The following is an 18,504-nucleotide window of genomic DNA, read 5'->3' as shown; positions in this document are numbered from 1 at the left end:
ACGGGCCGGACGGTGGGGTTCAGCGCCGTTCGGCCAGCTCCATGCCGTGGGCCTCGGCCACGCCGGGGGAGTACAGCTTGCCGCCCGAGGTGGTCAATCCCGGCAGAGTGAGCAGATCGGGATTCGGCTCGCAGAGAGCCTCGGCGACCTTCAACACGTACGGTCCGGTGGCGTGGGTGAGGGCTTCGGTGGAGGTGCGCGGTACCGCGGCGGGCATATTGGACACGCAATAGAACAGTGATGAACCGACCCGGTAGACCGGATCGTCCAGGGTGGTCGGACGGGTGTCGGCGAAGCAGCCCCCCTGGTCGACCGCGATGTCGACCAGCACCGAACCGGTCGGCATCGTCTCGACCATCTCGCTGGTCACCACGATCGGTGCCCGGGCGCCACGCACCAGCACCGCGCCGATCACCAGTTCGGCGTTGAGCAGTGCCTCGGCAACCGCCTCGGGGGTCGACAGCACCATCCGGCCGCGACCGCCCAAGCGCTCCGACAGCCGGTCCAGGGCGGCCTGGGATTTGTCGAAGACGGTTACATCGGCGCCCAGTCCGACGGCGACCTCGGCGGCCTCCGAGCCGCTCATGCCGGCACCGAAGACCACCACATGGGAGGCGCCGGAGCCGGGCACCGCGCCCAGCAGGACGCCGCGTCCGCCGTGCGGTGCCAGCAGGGTTTCGGCGCCGACCTGGGTGGCCAAACGACCGGCGATGCGGCTCATCGGCGCGAGCAGGGGCAGACCGCCGTCGGCGTCGACCACCTCTTCGTAGGCCAGCGACGTGGTGCCGGCGGCCAACAGGGCCTCGGTGCAGGGGCGGTCGGCGGCCAGGTGCAGGTAGGTGAAGAGCACCTGATCGGGGCGCAGGAAGTGATACTCCTCGGGTTGGGGTTCCTTGACCTTCATCACCAGGTCGGCACCCCAGGCTTCGGCGGCGGTGACGATCTCGGCACCGGCCTCGCGGTACTCGTCGTCGAAGAGGTGGGAGTCGGTTCCGGCATCCGATTCGACCAGCACCCGGTGGCCCTGAGCACACAACGTGCCGACCAGATCCGGTTGGACGGCCACGCGGCCCTCGTAACTCTTGACTTCGCGGGGAACACCGACAACGACCATCCGTATATCCCATCACAAGCCGCCGGATTTACTCCACAAGGTCCCGACGAGAGTTCTCCACAGAAACTCGCGGGGAGGGAACTTCGCCGATCGGCGGACCACCGTGTTGGGTATGGGACCACACCCTCGCTCGATGAGCCCACAGGTTCGGGACCGGTTGCAACGCATCGTCGCCGAAAGACGCGCCGAACTCGGCACACCGGACCCGCGCGTCAGCCTGCCCGACAACCCGCGCGGCAGCCCGCCCGAAAACTCTCGGGAGAACCTGCCCGAACCCACACCGGACGGCTACCCTCACGAGTCGCGCCTGGACGAGTACTCCGAGCCTGCCCCGGCCCGGGCTCTGGGCGGGCGCTTCGAGCGGCGGCACGTGTTGGTGGTTGCGGCGGTGCTGCTGGTCGGGTTGTTGATCACCGGCGCCTGGCTGATCCGAGCCCGTGAGGTGGCCTCGGTGCCGGTCGAGACCATCGCCCCCGAACCCGTCGCCACCCCCGAACCCCCGGCCACGCCCACACCCGAACCGGTCGTGATCCGGGTTCATGTCCTGGGGGCGGTGGGTGCGCCCGGAGTGGTCACCCTGGCCGAGGGTGCCCGGGTGGCCGACGCGGTCGAGGCCGCGGGTGGTCTCACCGACGATGCCCACCCGGGGGACCTCAACTTCGCCGCACCGGTGCCGGACGGGGCCCAGATCATGGTGGGCGGTTCGGCCAATCCCGGCGGTGAAATCCGTCCGGCCGGCCCGGCTGCAGCACCCGACACCAGCCCGGGCGACCCGGGTGCCGCCGACGGGTTGGTGAATCTGAACACCGCGACACCCGAACAGTTGGAAACCCTCCCGGGAGTGGGCCCGGTGACCGCCACCAGCATTGTTGCCTGGCGCACCGAGAACGGTCCCTTCACCGAGGTCGACCAACTTCGGGAGGTCTCGGGAATCGGCCCGAAGACCTTCGAAAAACTGGCCCCACTGGTGACGGTGTGAACCCCGACGCGCCGACCGCAGCCGTCGACACTGCAGCCGCAAATACGGGGGGCGACTATCGGTTGGCTCCGATCGCCGCCGCGGCCTGGCTGGCGATGTGGGTCGCCACCAGCGGCATCGGGTGGTGGGCGATCGCGGTGGTTGCGCTGGCGGCGGTGATCGCGGTGGTGGCGTGGGTGCGACGCAGTTGGCTGTTGCTGGCGGTGGCGGTGGTACTGGCGGCCGCCCTGGCCTTCGGGGTGGCCCGGCACAGCGACCGACACAGTGGTCTGGTCGCCCAGGTGGCCGACCGCGGCGGTGGGGCCCTGGTGCAGGCCGAGATCACCGGCGATCCGAGACCCGGGCGCGGGCAGGCCGCCTACGCCCATGCCCGGGCCACCGTGGTGCGGATGACCGTCGGCGAGGAACACCGGCGGCTGCGCAGCCCCGTGGTGTTGGTGGTCACCGGCCGAGGCAGTCGTGAGCTGGTCGGTCTGCCGGTCGGCACCGTGGTGCAGGCCAGGGTGCAGGTCGAGGCCGCCGATCGCGGTGATGACGTGGCCGCGGTGCTGCGCACCACCGAGGTACAGGTTGTGGCCGGGCCGGACGCGGGCCTGCGACTGGTGGAACGGGTCCGCGGTGGGCTGCGTGATGCGGTCGCGGATGCTCCGCCGGCCCAACGCGCTCTTGTGCCGGCTCTGGTGCTGGGCGACATCAGTGCGATGCCGGATGAACTGCGCGAGGACTTCGTGCGCACCGGGTTGACCCACCTGACCGCTGTGTCGGGGGCCAACCTGACCTACCTGCTGGTGTTCCTCACCGTCGGCGCCCGGGCGATCGGGGTGCGGGGGCGCTGGCTGCAGGTCGTCGGGGTGCTGGCGGTGGCGATCTTCGTGGCCCTGTGCCGCACCGAACCGAGCGTGCTGCGGGCCGCTGCCATGGGACTGGTTACCGTCGCAGCGCTCAGCGTGGTCGGCGCACCCCGACGCGGCGCACCGCGCAGGGGAGTGCGGCACCTGTCGGTGGCGGTACTGACCCTGGTGTTGATCGACCCCTGGTTGTCGCGGTCGATCGGTTTCGTGCTGTCGGTGACAGCCAGCGCCGGAATCATCGTCTGGGCGCGGGGGTGGACCGATGCGCTGGCCGGGTGGTTGCCCCGACCCGTGGCCGAGGCGATCGCGGTACCGCTGGCCGCCCAGTTGGCCACCCAGCCGGTGGTGACCGCGATCTCGGGTGAGATCAGCCTGGTCGCCCTGCTGGCCAACGCCCTGGCCGGGCCCGCGGTCGGGCCGGCGACCGTGCTGGGGTTCGGTGCGGCCGGGGCGAGCCTGTTGCACCCGGCCCCGGCCGGGGTGCTCGGCTTCGCGGCCGGGTGGTGTGCCCAAGTGGTGATCTGGGTCGCCGAGGTCGGGGCCGGCTTCCCCGGCTCGGCGATCACCTTCCAGGGCACGACCTCTGCACTGGTCTGGCTGGTGGCGGTGGTCACGCTGTCCGCGCCCCTGATCACGACCCTGCTGCGGCGGCGCTGGGTGATGCTCGCGATGGCGGTGGTACTGGTGATCGCGGTACTGCGCGGCCCGACCCCACCCGGGTGGCCACCACCGAATTGGCTCGTGGTCGCCTGCGATGTCGGGCAGGGTGACGCACTGGCGATCCGGGCCGCGCCGGGTCAGGTCGTGGTCGTCGACACCGGGGAAGAACCCCTGTTGTTGCAACAGTGCTTGTCCGAACTCGGTGCCCGCCGGGTGCCACTGCTGATGCTCAGCCACTTCCACAGCGATCACGTCGGCGCCACCGAGGTGGTGAACCGGATGCCGGTCGACCTGGTGCTGGTCTCGCCACTGCCCTCACCACGCGACGAGGCGGTACGGGTGGACGCCCAGTTCGGTGAGCGCATCCTCGTCGGCAGACCGGGGCAGCGGTTCGAGATCGGCCAGGTGCGTGTCGAGGTGCTCGGCCCCACCCGGGTACCGAAAGCCGCAGCCACCTCGGACGGGGAATCCTCCACCGAGAACGACGCCTCGATCGGCGCACTGATCGAGGTGGATGGGGTGCGGGTGCTGTTGACCGGCGATCTGACCGCCGAGGGCCAACGCCGGCTGGCCCGCGACCTCGGTACCCGCGAGGTGGACGTCCTGAAGGTCGCCCACCACGGCTCCGCAGATTTCGACCCCGCCCTGATCAGGGCCGCCGACGCGCCGATCGCGGTGATCAGCGTCGGCGCCGACAACTCCTACGGCCACCCTGCCCCCAGCCTGCTGCGAGCCCTGACCGAACACCGCATGACCATCGCCCGCACCGACCAACACGGAGCCGTGGCCATCGTCCGCGACGGCGACCGGGTGCGGGTGATCGGACGCAACCCCTGACCCCCGCCCGGCAAATCCCCATGCCACCCCCAACCCGAAAGGACCCCCGATGAACCTCCCTCGATGGCTGGCAGCGCTGCTGTGTGCTGCGGCGCTGATCATGCTGCCCACCCACCTGGCCCATGCTCGCCCCGACGACGGTTTCGGCCCCGCCGGACACCGGATCCCGACCCCGCGCGGTACCGCGGAGATGGGCCAGTATCACCTCGGATCCACGGTCGTGTACTGCATCGACCTCAACTCCCGAGGGCCCCGCAACGCCTCCGGCTGGGTGTCGAGCATCGCAGCCAAGGTGCCGAAACAGGTCGGCTATGGCGGAACCCAGGGCGACCCGCGCGCACTGCGTGGCCCGGTGATCACCGACCGGGCCTGGGCCGAGATCGCCTGGCTGCTCGACCACTCCCGGAACAAGAAGGACAGTGACTGGGTTGCTGCGATGGATCACGTGATCCGCACCCGCACCGCCGGGGGCCGTGCCCAACACGACCGGGTTGCCGAACGCTATGCCGCAACGGTTCGGGCGCGCCCGGCGGTGGCACGACATGTGGCGACGATGGAGCGGTTGATGACCGAACGCTCCGGGCCGTACCGGTTGGAGGTGATGTGGGTAACGAAACCGGGCCTCGAAGAGCGGGGCATCGCGCGGATTCGGGTGTTGGCCGCTTCCGGACAACCGATCCAGGCACCGGTGAAGGTGCAGGTCAACGGTCGCGGCGTCACCCCGCAGTACGCGGGAGGTGAGTACCGGGTGCAGGTTCCGGCCGGGGCCGGCAAGCACACGGTCGAGGTGCGTGCCCACGTGCCGGCGAGTCGGCCACTGCTGTATCGGGCCCGACACCATGCCAATCCCAACCACATCGATGGCCGGGTGCAACGGATGACCGGAATGGCGCCGCGCGCCGAGCTGACCGGTGCGATCACCACCACCGTGGCACTGCGACAGCCGAAGGTGTCGACCACGACCTCGGCCGCGGAGATCGAAGCAGGGGCAGAACTCAGCGACGTCGTCACCCTGACCGGCATCGACCCCGGAACCCAGCAGGCCACTGCAATCCTGTACGGCCCCTACGACGAACCGCCGACCGCACAACACTGCCGGGCCGATGAGGAGCACGGTCGGGTCACCTTCGCGGTATCCGGGGCAACCAGCACGGCGGTGACCACCCCGAGCCTGAAACCCACCGAGCCGGGCCACTACACGTGGGTGATCGAGCTCGGCCGGACACCCACCCAGCAAGCACACCGGACCGCCTGCGGTATCGCGTCCGAAACCACGCTCGTCACAGAGCCGCCACCCGAACCATCCGCCGAACCCAGCCCGGAGCCGGAACCTCCCGCCCCGTCACCGGAAGCCACGCCCACCCCGCAACCGACTCCCGCGCCGGAGGCGACCCCGACGCCTAACCCCGTCCCGTCCCCGCATCCGACCGGTCCGGCAGCGATGGCATCGGCCCCGGAGCAACCGGAGGCGTCCCGGCGACTGCGGATCCGCGCGGGTGGCCTACCACCGATGATCACCGGGCAGATCGTTGCCGTGGGGGCGGGGATTGTGTTCGCCGGTGCCCTGGCCGGTGAAATCCGCCACCGGCGGCGCCGATGACCCGGCCCCGTCGCGCAGTGGAGAGCCCTCGACGTCGGGACCGGGCTGCGCCGGCAGGGCCACGAAGGTCCGCCGCCGAGGCACGCGCACCTCGTAGAGGCTCCGCGCCGAGGTGCAGGGGTGGGCTGGGAGTGACCATTGCCGCGGTATTGATCACCGTGTTGCTGGTCGGAATCGGGCTCGGTCAACTCGGCAGGGTGCTGGCGCCCCCATCCGCACCGGCGGCAGCACCCTGGCGGGCACCGGACACGGCGGCGTCACCGACATCGGCTGAGAGCGACTCCGAGCCCAACACACAGATGCCAACGCCTTCGACATCGGCACTGCGGACCGCAAGCCCGCATCCGCACCCTCGCACCACCGAGCCGAGCGTCCAGTCGGCACCATCGCAGGTGCAAGCCGAACGCTTGGTGATCGAACAGTTGGACGTCTCTGCTCCGATCGACCCGGTCGGCTCGGCGGCCGGCGAGTTGTTGCTGCCCGACCACCTCGAACGCATCGGACGGTGGAGTGGCGGTGCCGAGCTCGGCGACGCCCATGGCACGGTGCTGTTGGCCGGCCACGTCGCCCTCGGCGCCCGCCCCGGAGTGGGGCACCAATGGCACCGACTGCAACCGGGCGCCACGATCCGCACCGTCGACACCGCCGGGCGCACCCACCTGTGGCGAGCTGTGGAACTGAACGTCTACCGAGCCCACGATCTGCCGCTGGACCTGTTCGACACCGGGGGTCCGCATCGGCTGGCACTGGTCACCTGTGCGGGACCGGTGATCACCGTCAACGGCCGCAACGAGTACCGCGACAACCTGGTGATCATCGCCGAACCTGTCGCGAAGCCGTGATGACCGCCCCCGGGTTGGCGCCGACACCACCCACGGCGAACAATGGCTGATGCAGACACCGCACAACCACAGGAGCAGCCGTGAAGATCGCCTTGGGCAATGACCACGCCGCCGTCGAACTCAAGAAGTACTTGGTCGAGAAGATCACCGCAGCCGGCCACGAGGTGATCGACGTCGGTGTGAACAGCACCGAGAGCGTCGACTACCCGGTGTACGGCGCTGCCGGTGCCCACGAGGTCGCCCAGGGCCGAGCCGATCGCGCACTGCTGATCTGCGGCACCGGGGTCGGCATCGGTATCTCGGCCAACAAGGTTCCCGGCATCCGGTGTGCGATCTGCTCCGAGCCGTACTCGGCCGAGATGTCGCGGCGGCACAACGACGCCAATGCATTGGCGATCGGTGCCCGGGTGGTCGGGCCCGACCTGGCCTGGATGATCGTCGAGACCTGGCTGGCGGCTGAGTACGAGGGCGGACGCCACGACCGTCGGGTGGAACTGATCAACGACCTGGACGGCGACACCCCGGACACCACCGAAGTTCCGCGCTGCCCCGCCTGACCCCGAAGCGGCCCGAAAAGAGACGGTGACCGGTCTGTGCGCAGAACCGGTCACCGTCTCTTTGTGCTCTTGTGCTTGTGGAGGATCAGCTCTTGCCCAGGGGCAGCAGTTCACGCCCGAAGGTGCTCGACAGCACCGAGGCGGCACTGAGGTACCACGCACAGAAGGCGGTGATCAGACCGGTGAAGCCACCGATCCGGGTCAGCACGGTGGTGGCGGTCAACGCCCCGGAGGTGAGCATGATGAAGGTGATCAGCAGCAGCACGAAGGTGATCAGCATCATCTTGTGCACCTTCGAGGCAGCCACGGTGAGATACACCGTGAACAGGGTCCAGGCGAGCAGGAAAATGCCGGTCGCCAGATGAGCCGATTCCTTCGGCAGCCCCGGTGACACGAAGGTGGCGTAGTACCAGAACGCCAGCCAGAAGCCACCGTAGGAGCAGAACACGATGGCACCGAAGGTGGAGTTCTTGAAGAACTCGATGATGCCGGCGATCACCTGAATGATCCCGCCGTAGAACAGTGCCAGGCCGAAGACCACGGGCTCGAGTTCGAGGGGCAGCAGGCCCGCGTTGAACGTGCTCAGCACAAAGGTGGTGACCGCAAAAGCGGCGGTGCCGAGAGCACCGGGGTCGGCGATCGCAATGCCGGGCGAGGGGGAGACGGAAACGGTCTGGGTCATCGTTGGCCTTCTTACCGTGGGTGAATGTGACTCGCCGGGAAGTACTGCCACTCACCCGGCGATATGTCCCGATGTGACGCATGCCACCGGACTCCGGTGAGCCTACTCACAGCGCCCCTGCATGCAGGGGCCATCTCGTCAACTATCTTCCCGCTGAGTGGGTGTTGTTAATCACATCAGAAGTGTGGCTGCGATCACACCGAGCCCCGGCCGGGCCTGCTAGGGCGGGGTCGAAACGGCCGGCTCAGCCGAACAGGGCGGGAACGTTCGCCACCGCCATGTACGTGGCCACCGTCAACAGCATCACGATGAAGGCCTTGGTCAAGGTGGTCGGCGAAATGCGCTGGGACACCCGGGCCCCGAACAGTGACCCGATCACCGCGAACAGTGCGAAGCCGCCGATCGCCACCCAGTCGAGTTCAACCCCGCTGCCCAGTCGGAAGAACAGGGCGGTGGCACTGTTGATCGCGATCACCAGCAGGGAGGTGCCGACCGCCACCGGCATGGACAGGCCCAGCACCAGCACCAGGGCCGGCACCACCGCGAAGCCACCGCCGACCCCGAAGAAGCCGGTCAGCACCCCGACCCCGGTGGCCACCAGCACCAACCGGACGGGCCGGACCTTGGTCTCGGTCGTCTCCCGGCCGCCACCGGCTCGGGCGGCGCGCCGGACCTTGGCGATCATCAGCGCGCCCACCACGAACATCAACCCTGCGAAGGCCGACATCAGCACCTGCGGGGCCACTCCGGCCGCCAGCCGGGCCCCGAGGAAGGAGCCGGCGATGCCCAACAGGCCGAACACCACGCCCTGACGGGTGCGCAGGTTGCCCTTGCGTCGATGCGGCAGGGTGCCGGCCAGTGCGGTGAGGCCGACGATGATCAGCGACCCGGTGGTGGCGGCTTGTGGTGATTGTCCCAACAGGTACACCAGAGCGGGCACCGTCAGGATCGCGCCGCCGCCGCCCAGGCTGCCGAGCGCGAGCCCGACGATCAGCCCGAGCGGGGCGACCCACAGCAATGCCATCCAGTAGCCCCTCAGGCCGACACGGTCGCGATGGCGTTGTACCCGCCGAGCACGTCGGACACGTCGTCGAAGCCATGGTTGCGCAACCAGCTCGCGCCCACGCTCGAGCGGTAGCCGCCGGCGCAGTGCAGCACGATCGGCTTGGCGGGGTCCAACTCGTCGCGGCGCTTCGGCAACTGGGCCAACGGAATGTGCTTGGCCCCCTCGACCTGACCGTTGGCCAGTTCGCCGTCATTGCGGATGTCGACCAGTTGCACCTCGCTGTCGGCGTTCAGAATCTCGAACATCCGCGCCGGGGTCATCCGGCTGGCCCGGCGGGCCCGATCCTGGTGCTCGACCAGGTACTGCTCGATCCGGGGCACGTATCCGATCGCCTTGTCGAAGCCGATCCGGGCCATCCGCACGGCGGTCTGCTGCTCGTGCCCGTCCTCGGCCACGATCACGAACTTCTGGTCGGGCTCGATCACCATACCGGCGGTCTCGGCCATCCGGCCGTCGAAGCCGACATTGATCGAACCGGCCAGGTGGCCGGCGGCGAAGTCCATCGGGTCACGGGAGTCCAGCACGATCACGCCCTCGGCCAGCACCGCGTCCAACTGGGTGGCATTCAGTGCCGGAATCTCGGCGTCGACCTCGCGCACCTGACGGTCTTGGCGGTTGGCCATCGCATCGTGGGCGAAGTAGGCCGGGGCGGGGGGCTGCCCCTCGGTGACCAGGTCGACGAACTTCTCCTCGCTCATCGGCGCGCAGGCGTAGTTGCTCATCCGCTGGGCGCCGATCGTGGAGACCTTCTCCGTCGACAGGTTCTTGCCGCAGGCCGAACCGGCGCCGTGGGCCGGGTACACCTTCACCTCGTCGGGCAGTGCCATCAGTTTGTGCTGCACCGAGTGGTACAGCTGCGAGGCCAGTTCGGCCTGGGTGACCCCGATCGAGGCCAACAGGTCGGGACGGCCCACATCGCCGATGAACAGCGCGTCGCCGGTCAGCACCCCGTACGGCACCTCGTCGTCGGCGTGCTCGTAGACCAGCACGCTGATCGACTCGGGGGTGTGGCCCGGAGTGGTCATGATCTGCAACTGCACGTCACCGAGCGAAATCCGTTCCCCGTCGGACAGGGCGCGGAAGTCGAATTCGGGCTCGGCCCGGTCGCCGAAACCGATCCAGGCGCCGGTCTGTTCGGCCAGCTCCAGGTGTCCGGAGACGAAGTCGGCGTGGAAGTGGGTCAGAATCACGCCCTCGATGGTCAGGCCGGCGTCGCGGGCGTCGGTCAGGTACTCCTCGATGTCGCGACGGGGATCCACCACGACGGCACGGCCGGTGCTGGGATCGCCGATCAGGTAGGACGCCTGCGAAAGGCAGTCCAGGTAGTACTGCGTGAAATGCATGGGTGCTCCTCGGCTGCGGGTAGCGGTCTCGTCCGATCACTAGATTACATACCCCCAGGGGTATATGCAAGATCTCCCCGGGGGTATTGATCTCCAACTCCGGGACGGAAGGATTCGGTACCGGTGAACCCCCATCCCCACATCGTCCGGTGATGCATGTCACAGTGGAGGATAAGTCGCGAGCGGTGGGGAGGGACAGGGGATGGCCGATCAGTTCGTGCACCTGCACGTCCACACCGAGATCGCCGCCGGGGACGCCAACGCCAAGGTCGGCGACCTGTGCGAACGGGCCCGGCGGCTCGGTATGCCGGCGCTGGCGATCACCGACCACGGCTACCTGCACGGCGTACCGGAGTTCGTCCGGGCCGCCGAGGCCGCCGGTATTCGACCGATCATCGGCCTCGAGCCCTATCTGGCGATGCGGCCCGACGACACCGGTAGCTTCGGCCATCTCACCGTCTGGGCCGCCGACGACACCGGATTGCGCAACCTGTTCCGGCTCGCCTCCGCGCCCCAGCGGCCCGATCCGGAGGCCGAGCTGCCGATCACCGACGTGGAAATGCTCGCCGAGCACGCCGAGGGCCTGATCGGCACCACCGGGTGCGCCGAGGGGGACGTGCAGCGGCTGCTGCGCCGGGGCGAATACGACGAGGCCCTGGCCACCGCCGCGGTACTGCGCGACATCTTCGGCGCCGACAACCTGTACGTGGAGGTAGTCGCCCCGCAGTTGCTCAGCAGCCGGGTGCGTGACGGGCTGCTGCGGATCTCGACGGACCTGAACCTGCCCCTGGTCGCCACCAACGACGTCCACTACGTGCTGGAATCGGACGCGGCGAACAACGAGGTGCTGTTGCGGCTGCCCGGCCGCGGGCACACCCATGCCCCCGGTGAGCTGAGCCCCGGCGATACGAACCGTTCGCTGTTGTCCCCGGCCCGGATGCGAACCCTGTTCGCCGACCTGCCCGGAGCCTGCGAGGCCACCCTGGAGATTGCCGAACGCTGCACCGCGCGGTATCCGCGGCCCGGCGTGCAGGCACCCGAAGCGGTGGTTCCGGACGGGCACAGCGCACACGGCTGGTTGACCCGACTGGTCGAGCGGGGCCTGGTCGAGCGCTACCCCGACGGAGTGCCCGAACCGGTGCGCGAACGGGCCGGTGAAGAACTGCGGGTGATCGGCGAATGTCACCGCAGTACGCACTTTCTGCTCGTGGCCGAACAGGTCGCCCGGGCGCGTGCCCGGGGGATCGTGGTCGGGCCCGGGCGGGCCGCCAACGCCGGTTCGGTGTGCTGCTATGCCCTGCACATCACCGACCTCGACCCGCTGGAACACGGCCTGCTCTTCGAACGGCTGCTCAACCCCGAGACCGATGACTTCCCCGGGCTGCCGGTCGACTACGAGGCCGACCGGGTCGATGAGGTCATCGACCACACCATCGGCCATCACGGCGCCGACCGGGTCGCCCGCACCCTGCGCTCGGCCGTCTTCGGCCCCGGAGCGGCGATGCACGAGGCGATCCGGCTGAGCGGTTGCTCCGAGGAGCTGGCCGGGCGGGTGCGGCGGGCGATCCCACCCCGGCTGCCCCTGTCGGAGCTGCAGAACACCACCCACCAGCTGCACGGCACCGGGGAGCAACTGCGCCGGTTACTGCAACTGGACGAACGGGTGCACCCGATCGTGCAGACCGCGCGGGCCCTGGAGGGGCTGACCCGTCGGCATTACCCGCGGCATCGGGCGCTGGCGATCTCCGCGGGGCCGATGGAGGACAACGTCGCCACCACCCGCGACCCCGACGGGGTTCGGGTCACCCAGTTCACCGATCCGGCGAACCTCACCGAATGCGTCGAATCCCTGGGGCTGGCACCGCTGTCCACGATCGCCGACGCACTGCGCCGGTTGCGCTCCATCGGGGTGGAGGTGGATCTGTCGGAGCTGTCGCGCACCCCGTCCGATCGCACCACCTTCCGGATGCTGAACCGGGGCAACACCGCGGGGGTGTTCCAGTTCGAACAGCGCAGCCGCACCGACCTGCTGCGCCAGATCCGGCCCGACCGCTTCGCCGACCTGGTCGCCTTCTCCGCGCTGCTCCGGGGCTCGACACCGGACGCGGGGATGGCCGGTGCCTATGCCCGCCGCAAACACGGGCTCGAGGAAGTCGGCTACCCGCATCCCGAGCTGGCCGAAGTGCTTCCCTCGGTGCTGTCGGAGACCTACGGACTGGCCCTGTACGAGGAACAGGTGATGCGCGCGATCCACGTCCTGGCCGGCTACCGCCCGACCGAGGCCGACCGGCTGCGCCGCAATCTGGCCCGGCAGCACTACCCGATGCTGGACGAGGAGTTCATGCGCTTCCAGGCGGCGATGGCCGGACGCGCCCACAGCCTGGACGCCGCCGAAGCCGCCTGGAACTGGTTGTGGGAGGTCACCGGCAACACGGTGTTGAAATCACACATGGCCGGGTACGCGATGATCACCTACTGGATGGCCTGGCTGAAGGCGCGCTACCCGAGCGAGTTCACCGTGGCGGTGGCCGCCACCTCGTCGACCCGGGACACCGCTGACCACTGAGTGTCGGTGGCAACTGGCATGCTGGGCACGTGGAGGCAACACCGTTCGGCACCGTCACCCTGATCACCGGGGGCGAGGACCTGCTCGTCGACCGCGCCGTAGCGCGCCTGGTGCGGGCCTGCCGCGAGGCCGACCCCCAGGTCGAGGTGCACGATGTCGCCGCCGGTGAGGTGACCGGCGGCTCACTGACCGAGATGACCGGCGGATCGTTGTTCGCGACCAGTTCGGTGACGGTGATCCGGGATCTGGGCGATGCCGCCGACGACGTGGCCGAGCAGATCCTGGCGATGGCCGCCCAACCCCATCCCGACGCCGCGCTGGTGCTGGTGCCCTCAGCGGGCAACAAGGGACGCGGCGTGCTCACCAAGCTCAAGAAGGCCAAGGTCAAGGAGATCGCCTGCCCGAAACCGAAGCACTACGAGGTGCCGAAGTTCGTTCAGCAGGAGGTGCGCTCGGCCGGCGGACGCATCGACTCCGAGGCCGCGGTGGCCTTGGTGGACGCGGCCGGCACCGACCTGCGCACCCTGGCCAGTGCGGTCAGCCAACTCGTGGCCGACGCGGACGGGAACGTCATCAGCGAGCACTTCGTGCACCGGTATTTCGCCGGGCGGGCCGAGGTGACCAGCTTCGCGATCGCCGATGCCGCGATCAACGGACGCCCCCAGCAGGCGCTGGGTCAGTTGCGCTGGGCGTTGGCCACCGGGGTGGCGCCGGTGCTGGTGACCAGCGCCTGTGCGTCCGGACTGCGCGGGTTGGCCAAACTTGCCGGGGCACGCCGCGGCGGCCGCGATGCCGATGTCGCCGCCGAGGTCGGGGTGCCCCCGTGGAAGCTGAAGACGATGCGCCAGCAACTGCGCGGCTGGCAACCCGACACCCTGGCCAAGGCACTGCTGATCACCGCCAGTGCCGATGCCGACATCAAGGGTGCCGCCAACGACCCCGAGTACGCCCTGGAACGAATGGTGTTGCAGATCAGCGGCCTGGTGCGGCGCTGACCTTCGCCCCGGGTGCCGGCGCCTGGCGCTTGTGCAGCAGCCAAGCCGCCAGGACGCCACCGAGTGCCCCACCCAGGTGTGCCTGCCAGGACACCCCGGCGGTGGTCGGCAGCACGCCCAGCAGCACCGAGCCGTAGGCGATGAAGACCACTACGGCGACCAGTATCTGACCGATGTCGCGGCTGAAGATGCCGCGGGCCAGTAGGTAGGTGAGATATCCGAAGATCACCCCGCTGGCGCCGGCCACGATCGTGTACAGCGGGGAGAGCAGCCAGGCCGTCAATCCCGAGACCACCGCGGTGATCACGGTGGTGATCAGCCACCGCCCGAAGGAGGTGGTCACCCGAATCAGGAAACCCAGCACCGCGAACGGAATCGTGTTCGCCAGCAGGTGGGACCAGCCGAAATGCAGCCACGGCGCGACCAGGATCATCGGCAGCGAGGAGGGCTGCCAGGAGCGAATGCCGAACTGGTCGAGGAAGCCGAAGGTGACGGTGTCGATCAGTTCGAGGGCATACATAGCCAGCACCAAGCCGCCGATCAGCAGGGCGGCCCGCTTGGGCTGTTCCCAGCGTGAGGGGGTGGTGACGGGGGAGTGGCTCATATCGTCCATTGTCCCCGCCGGCAGGTCAGGCACAAGTCGTGCGCGGGGCCGGGGTACGGGCCGCTGCGGGTGGACGCCAAAAACCGGCGTCCCCGAAGGGAACGCCGGTCAACCCGAAGTAGGTTCGTGGGCGGCGGAGGTCGCCGATCAGATCAGAGCGCGGCGGCCTTGCTGGCGATGGTCGACTTGCGGTTCGCGGCCTGGTTGCGGTGGATGACACCCTTGCTCGCGGCACGATCCAGCGCACGGGTGGCGACGCGGGCCAGCTCCTGGGCCTTCTCGGTCTCGCCGGCCTCGACGGCCTCGTTGAACCGACGGGCGTGGGTACGCAGGGCCGACTTCACGGCCTTGTTGCGCAGCCGCGCCTTCTCGTTGGTCTTGTTGCGCTTGATCTGGGACTTGATATTCGCCACGGGGCAAGCCTCTGCTTCGTTGGTTTCTTCGGGTCTGGTGCGTCCTGGAGGCAAGCACGCGGGCTCGCCGTCTCGCGACGCGACGACCTACTTTAACAACCCGCCCCCGGATGCGCCAATCGGATGTGACAGCCTGACAACCATGAGCGAGCAAGCCATCGTGGTGCGGCGCCGGGGGGCATTTCCTCGGGGAGGCGTGACGCTGCGGGGTTTCGCCGTGTTGTTCACCCTCACCGCCCCGGACGGAACCGTACTGGCCGAGGCCGATGAGGTTGCCCGACCCGGCAGTGACGATGTGATCTTCCGCGACCGTTCCGGTGCCGAACTCCTGGCCGTGCGATGGGCGCCGGATGAGCAGCGCATCAGTATCGGCGGCGAGGAGCGGGCGGTCTTCACCCGCAACGGCCGGGCGATGCAGGTGCATCTTGCGGGTGAGCCGGACGACATCGTCCTGCGCGGTGGGCCGGTGCGCCCGCCGTGGTGGAGTCTGCGCCGGCAGATGCGGGTGCCGGGCGACACCCGGTGGAAACTCGACGATCCCACCGGTCGGGCCGCGCTCGGCATCGAACTGCGCCGCAACAACTTCCACGCCCGGTTCAGCGGGATGGACCACCTCATGGCCGCGGGCCTCACCGTTGCGGTGACCCGCAGCCGCTGAACGAGTCGGACACGCCCGCTGACCGGGTCGGACACACCCGCTGCCTGCGAGGGCCCAGCGGCCCGGCCCCGTCCCCTCCCATCCCGCAGATGCAACCCGGACTCGTTCCTGCACCACGTAGTAGGCCACGCAGGAACGAGTCCGGGTTGCATGTCGGAGATTGTGGGTTTCGGGGACAGCGCTTTCAGGCTTCAGCGCATCCGAGCTACCGCCGGGGTTTGGTGCGGGCGGTGGCCGGTGCCGACCAGGGGTCCTCCGGCCAGGGGTGTTTGGGGTAGCGGCCGCGCATTTCGGCGCGCACCTGGGCATAGGGCCCGGCCCAGAAGGACGCCAGATCATCGGTGATCGCCAGGGGCCTGCCCGCCGGTGAGAGCAGGTGGAACAGCACCCGCACCCGACCGTCGACCAGGGTCGGTGAGGACGCCAGCCCGAAGCACTCCTGCAACTTCACCGCACACACCACTGCGGCATCGTCGCCGACCGGGGGATAGTCCAGTCGGATCTTCGACCCACTCGGCACCTCCAGCCTCTCGGGGACGAGATCGTCGAGCCGGTGTGCCTGCTGCCAGGGCACCAGCCGGCGCAGTGGCCCGGCCAGATCGATACCCGCCAGGCGTCCGGTGCGGGCTGCCTCGGCCAGTTCCGGGGCCAGCCAATCGTCCAGCCGACCCAGCAGCGACGCATCGTCGACCGCCGGCCAGGGCTCACCGAGTTCACTGTTTTTGCCGAGCACGCGGTGGAGCAGGGCGAGTCGGCGCCGGAGCCCCTCGGCGGCGGGCGACCAACCGATCACCGACAGGCCGCGGTCTTGCAGCACCGCACGGACGGCATCGGCGCCGAGCTGCTCGGCCGGCACCGGCGTGGAAGTCAGTTCGATCGCACCCAGAGCGGTGACCCGTCGCGCCCGCAGCCTGCCCTCGGTCAGTTCGGCGCGCACCTCGTCGGTCAGCAGGTGACCGGCAGCGGCCCGGGCTGTGGCTTCGTCGATGGCCATCGCCGACCTGATCACCGCGCCGGTTCCGGCCGCGGCGGCGCCGGACGCCCTGGACACATCAGCCACCGCCAGCCACTCCGAACCGGCCAGCCCCGCCGGTGCCGCGGCCCGGGTGCCGGAGGCGAGCAGGTGGGAGTCGCCGACCTTGCGGGCGATCCGTTCCGGATGGGCCAGCGCCACCACGGTGCCGGGTTCGGCGCCGTCGCCTCCTCGCCCGGCCCCGACGAGCCGCTCCAACCGGTCGGCCTCGGCAGCCCAACGCCGTGACTCCGCGGTGCCCCGACGCAGCGCGGGCAGCACCGCGGCCAAGTCACCGTCGATATCCAGTTCCGCGGCAGCGACGATCTCGGCGGCGAGTCGGCCACCCACCTGTTCGGCGCCGTCCAGCAATGCTCGGGCCCAGCGTGGGGCGGCCGGGATCTCGACCAGTCGGCGTCCCTGGGCGGTGATCCGGCCGTCGGCATCGACCGCATCCAGCATCCGCAGCACCTCTTCGTCCTCACGCACCGCCGCGGTCGGCAGTGGGCCGGGCAGGCGCAGGCCCGCACCCCGTGGGGCACCCCAGGCCGCCAGGGTGAGCAGGGCGCCGGTGAGATCGGCCGACTGGGCCTCCGGAGTCGCCTGGGCGCGAAGACCGGAAAAAGTGGTCTCGTCGTAGCACCGCCACACCGTGCCGGGCCCCTGGCGGGCGGCACGTCCGGCCCGCTGCTCGGCCGACGACTTGGAGCAGCGCACCGTCACCAGCCCGGCCATCCCGCGTCCGGAATCGCGGCGGGGTTCGCGGGCCAGCCCGGCATCGACCACCACCCGCACGCCGTCGATGGTCAGCGACGACTCTGCGATATTGGTCGCCACCACCACCCGGGGCGGGTCGCCCGCCTCTCGACCCGACACGGCGCGGTCCTGCTCGCGGGCCCCGATGCGGCCGTGCAACTCCAGCACCTCGGCCGACAACCGACCACGCAGCGCCTCGGCAACGACCCGTACCTCCCGCATTCCGGGCAGGAAGACCAACACATCACCACCGTCGCGACGTTCGTCGACAGCGCGCACAGTGGTGGCTGCGACATGGTCGAGAAAGTCGCGCGCGGTACCTCGGGCATCCAGCGGCGCGGGCCCCGGGGCCCACCGCACCTCCAGGGGATGCAACACCGCCGGTACCCCGACCACCGGTGCCGGGGCATCGCCACCGAGCAGCCCGGCGAATCCGGCGGCATCGAGTGAGGCCGACATCGCGACCACCACCAGGTCATCGCGCAGCGAACGCACTTCGGTCAGCAGACCGCTCAACAGGTCGGTGTCCAGGCTGCGTTCGTGCACCTCGTCCAAAATCACCGCGCCCACCCCGTCCAGGGCCGGGTCACGCAACAGTCTGCGCAGCAGCACCCCGGGGGTGACCATCTCGACCCGCGCGCCGGCTTCGACGACCCGCTCCCCGCGCACGGTGAAACCGGCCACCTCGCCGACCCGGGTGCCGGTCAGCGAGGCGAGTCGACGGGCGGCAGCCCTGGCGGCAACCCGGCGGGGTTGGGTGACCACCACCCGTCCGCTCACCTGCTCGGCCACCACCGCCGGGGCCAGGGTTGTCTTGCCGGTGCCCGGTGGGGCCTCCACCACCGCCACCCCGGCGTCGATCACCGCCGCGCGCAACGCATCGGTCGCCGCGGCGAACGGCAGCCCACAACCGTCGGCGACCACCTGGGCGAGAGAGGGCATTGCTCCACGCTACTGGACCGGCCGCTG

At 69.7% G+C, this 18,504-nt stretch carries 15 protein-coding genes; 8 read left to right on the top strand and 7 right to left on the bottom strand.

Annotation, left to right across the window (positions count from 1 at the left end):
• Window positions 1-19 precede the first annotated feature (19 nt).
• Complete coding sequence (ald, locus tag ACR4XW_RS12035; RefSeq protein ID WP_434760798.1) at window positions 20-1,114, bottom strand: alanine dehydrogenase; 1,095 nt, start codon at window positions 1,112-1,114, stop codon at window positions 20-22.
• 133 nt (window positions 1,115-1,247) lie between these two features.
• On the opposite strand from ald, the gene ACR4XW_RS12030 reads away from it, so the two are divergent.
• The 5 genes from ACR4XW_RS12030 (at window position 1,248) to rpiB (ending at window position 7,440) form a co-directional block, all read left to right on the top strand.
• Window positions 1,248-2,093 (top strand): ComEA family DNA-binding protein, encoded by an 846-nt coding sequence (locus ACR4XW_RS12030; protein ID WP_434760797.1) that lies wholly within the window; start codon window positions 1,248-1,250, stop codon window positions 2,091-2,093.
• Window positions 2,090-4,441, top strand: a complete 2,352-nt coding sequence (locus ACR4XW_RS12025; protein WP_434760796.1) for a ComEC/Rec2 family competence protein — start codon at window positions 2,090-2,092, stop codon at window positions 4,439-4,441. The genes ACR4XW_RS12030 and ACR4XW_RS12025 overlap by 4 nt, the downstream gene beginning before the upstream one ends.
• 49 nt (window positions 4,442-4,490) lie before the next feature.
• Window positions 4,491-6,041 carry a hypothetical protein gene (locus ACR4XW_RS12020; protein WP_434760795.1) on the top strand — a complete coding sequence of 517 codons (1,551 nt, stop codon included), beginning with the start codon at window positions 4,491-4,493 and terminating at the stop codon, window positions 6,039-6,041.
• A gap of 392 nt (window positions 6,042-6,433) precedes the next feature.
• On the top strand, window positions 6,434-6,883 hold the full coding sequence (locus ACR4XW_RS12015) for a class F sortase (protein ID WP_434760794.1): 450 nt from the start codon (window positions 6,434-6,436) through the stop codon (window positions 6,881-6,883).
• A gap of 80 nt (window positions 6,884-6,963) precedes the next feature.
• Complete coding sequence (gene rpiB, locus ACR4XW_RS12010) at window positions 6,964-7,440, top strand: ribose 5-phosphate isomerase B (protein WP_434760793.1); 477 nt, start codon at window positions 6,964-6,966, stop codon at window positions 7,438-7,440.
• An 85-nt stretch (window positions 7,441-7,525) separates the two neighbouring features.
• Here rpiB and ACR4XW_RS12005 read toward each other — a convergent pair whose 3' ends face one another.
• From ACR4XW_RS12005 to ACR4XW_RS11995, 3 genes are all read right to left on the bottom strand, one after another.
• Window positions 7,526-8,122, bottom strand: coding sequence for an acetate uptake transporter (locus ACR4XW_RS12005; protein ID WP_434760792.1), 597 nt, complete (start codon window positions 8,120-8,122; stop codon window positions 7,526-7,528).
• Between the two features lie 244 nt (window positions 8,123-8,366).
• The gene (locus ACR4XW_RS12000; RefSeq protein ID WP_434760791.1) at window positions 8,367-9,146 is read right to left on the bottom strand and encodes a sulfite exporter TauE/SafE family protein; all 780 of its coding nucleotides are present in this window, start codon (window positions 9,144-9,146) and stop codon (window positions 8,367-8,369) included.
• An 11-nt stretch (window positions 9,147-9,157) separates the two neighbouring features.
• Complete coding sequence (locus ACR4XW_RS11995; protein WP_434760790.1) at window positions 9,158-10,531, bottom strand: rhodanese-like domain-containing protein; 1,374 nt, start codon at window positions 10,529-10,531, stop codon at window positions 9,158-9,160.
• A 202-nt stretch (window positions 10,532-10,733) separates the two neighbouring features.
• On the opposite strand from ACR4XW_RS11995, the gene dnaE reads away from it, so the two are divergent.
• Both dnaE and holA read left to right on the top strand, forming a co-directional pair.
• Entirely contained in the window at window positions 10,734-13,097 is a 2,364-nt protein-coding gene (gene dnaE, locus ACR4XW_RS11990; RefSeq protein WP_434760789.1) for a DNA polymerase III subunit alpha, read from the top strand.
• 29 nt (window positions 13,098-13,126) lie between these two features.
• Window positions 13,127-14,092 carry a DNA polymerase III subunit delta gene (holA, locus tag ACR4XW_RS11985; RefSeq protein WP_434760788.1) on the top strand — a complete coding sequence of 322 codons (966 nt, stop codon included), beginning with the start codon at window positions 13,127-13,129 and terminating at the stop codon, window positions 14,090-14,092.
• On the opposite strand, the gene ACR4XW_RS11980 is transcribed toward holA, so the two are convergent.
• Both ACR4XW_RS11980 and rpsT read right to left on the bottom strand, forming a co-directional pair.
• Window positions 14,070-14,696, bottom strand: a complete 627-nt coding sequence (locus tag ACR4XW_RS11980; protein ID WP_434760787.1) for a rhomboid family intramembrane serine protease — start codon at window positions 14,694-14,696, stop codon at window positions 14,070-14,072. The genes holA and ACR4XW_RS11980 overlap by 23 nt on opposite strands.
• Before the next feature lie 152 nt (window positions 14,697-14,848).
• The gene (gene rpsT, locus ACR4XW_RS11975) at window positions 14,849-15,109 is read right to left on the bottom strand and encodes a 30S ribosomal protein S20 (protein WP_434760786.1); all 261 of its coding nucleotides are present in this window, start codon (window positions 15,107-15,109) and stop codon (window positions 14,849-14,851) included.
• Between the two features lie 142 nt (window positions 15,110-15,251).
• Here rpsT and ACR4XW_RS11970 point away from each other — a divergent pair, with 142 nt between their 5' ends.
• Window positions 15,252-15,767: a hypothetical protein gene (locus ACR4XW_RS11970; RefSeq protein WP_434760785.1), complete on the top strand. Its 516-nt coding sequence runs from the start codon at window positions 15,252-15,254 to the stop codon at window positions 15,765-15,767.
• Window positions 15,768-15,972: 205 nt separating this feature from the next.
• Here ACR4XW_RS11970 and hrpB read toward each other — a convergent pair whose 3' ends face one another.
• The gene (gene hrpB / locus ACR4XW_RS11965) at window positions 15,973-18,477 is read right to left on the bottom strand and encodes an ATP-dependent helicase HrpB (protein WP_434760784.1); all 2,505 of its coding nucleotides are present in this window, start codon (window positions 18,475-18,477) and stop codon (window positions 15,973-15,975) included.
• Window positions 18,478-18,504 lie beyond the last annotated feature (27 nt).

Origin of the sequence: Pseudenemella bisphenolivorans, from assembly GCF_051133435.1 — a bacterium.
In the GTDB taxonomy this organism is placed as follows: Bacteria; Actinomycetota; Actinomycetes; order Propionibacteriales; family Propionibacteriaceae; genus JAAYAO01.
This window is presented reverse-complemented; position numbering and strand designations above follow the sequence as displayed.

Excerpts from the sequence above, each read along its gene's own strand:
- ald (WP_434760798.1), bottom strand. The coding sequence starts at position 1,114 with ATGGTCGTTGTCGGTGTTCCCCGCGAAGTCAAGAGTTACGAGGGCCGC.
- ACR4XW_RS12030 (WP_434760797.1), top strand. The coding sequence starts at position 1,248 with ATGAGCCCACAGGTTCGGGACCGGTTGCAACGCATCGTCGCCGAAAGA.
- ACR4XW_RS12020 (WP_434760795.1), top strand. The coding sequence starts at position 4,491 with ATGAACCTCCCTCGATGGCTGGCAGCGCTGCTGTGTGCTGCGGCGCTG.
- ACR4XW_RS12005 (WP_434760792.1), bottom strand. The coding sequence starts at position 8,122 with ATGACCCAGACCGTTTCCGTCTCCCCCTCGCCCGGCATTGCGATCGCC.
- ACR4XW_RS12000 (WP_434760791.1), bottom strand. The coding sequence starts at position 9,146 with ATGGCATTGCTGTGGGTCGCCCCGCTCGGGCTGATCGTCGGGCTCGCG.
- ACR4XW_RS11995 (WP_434760790.1), bottom strand. The coding sequence starts at position 10,531 with ATGCATTTCACGCAGTACTACCTGGACTGCCTTTCGCAGGCGTCCTAC.
- dnaE (WP_434760789.1), top strand. The coding sequence starts at position 10,734 with ATGGCCGATCAGTTCGTGCACCTGCACGTCCACACCGAGATCGCCGCC.
- ACR4XW_RS11980 (WP_434760787.1), bottom strand. The coding sequence starts at position 14,696 with ATGAGCCACTCCCCCGTCACCACCCCCTCACGCTGGGAACAGCCCAAG.
- ACR4XW_RS11970 (WP_434760785.1), top strand. The coding sequence starts at position 15,252 with ATGAGCGAGCAAGCCATCGTGGTGCGGCGCCGGGGGGCATTTCCTCGG.
- hrpB (WP_434760784.1), bottom strand. The coding sequence starts at position 18,477 with ATGCCCTCTCTCGCCCAGGTGGTCGCCGACGGTTGTGGGCTGCCGTTC.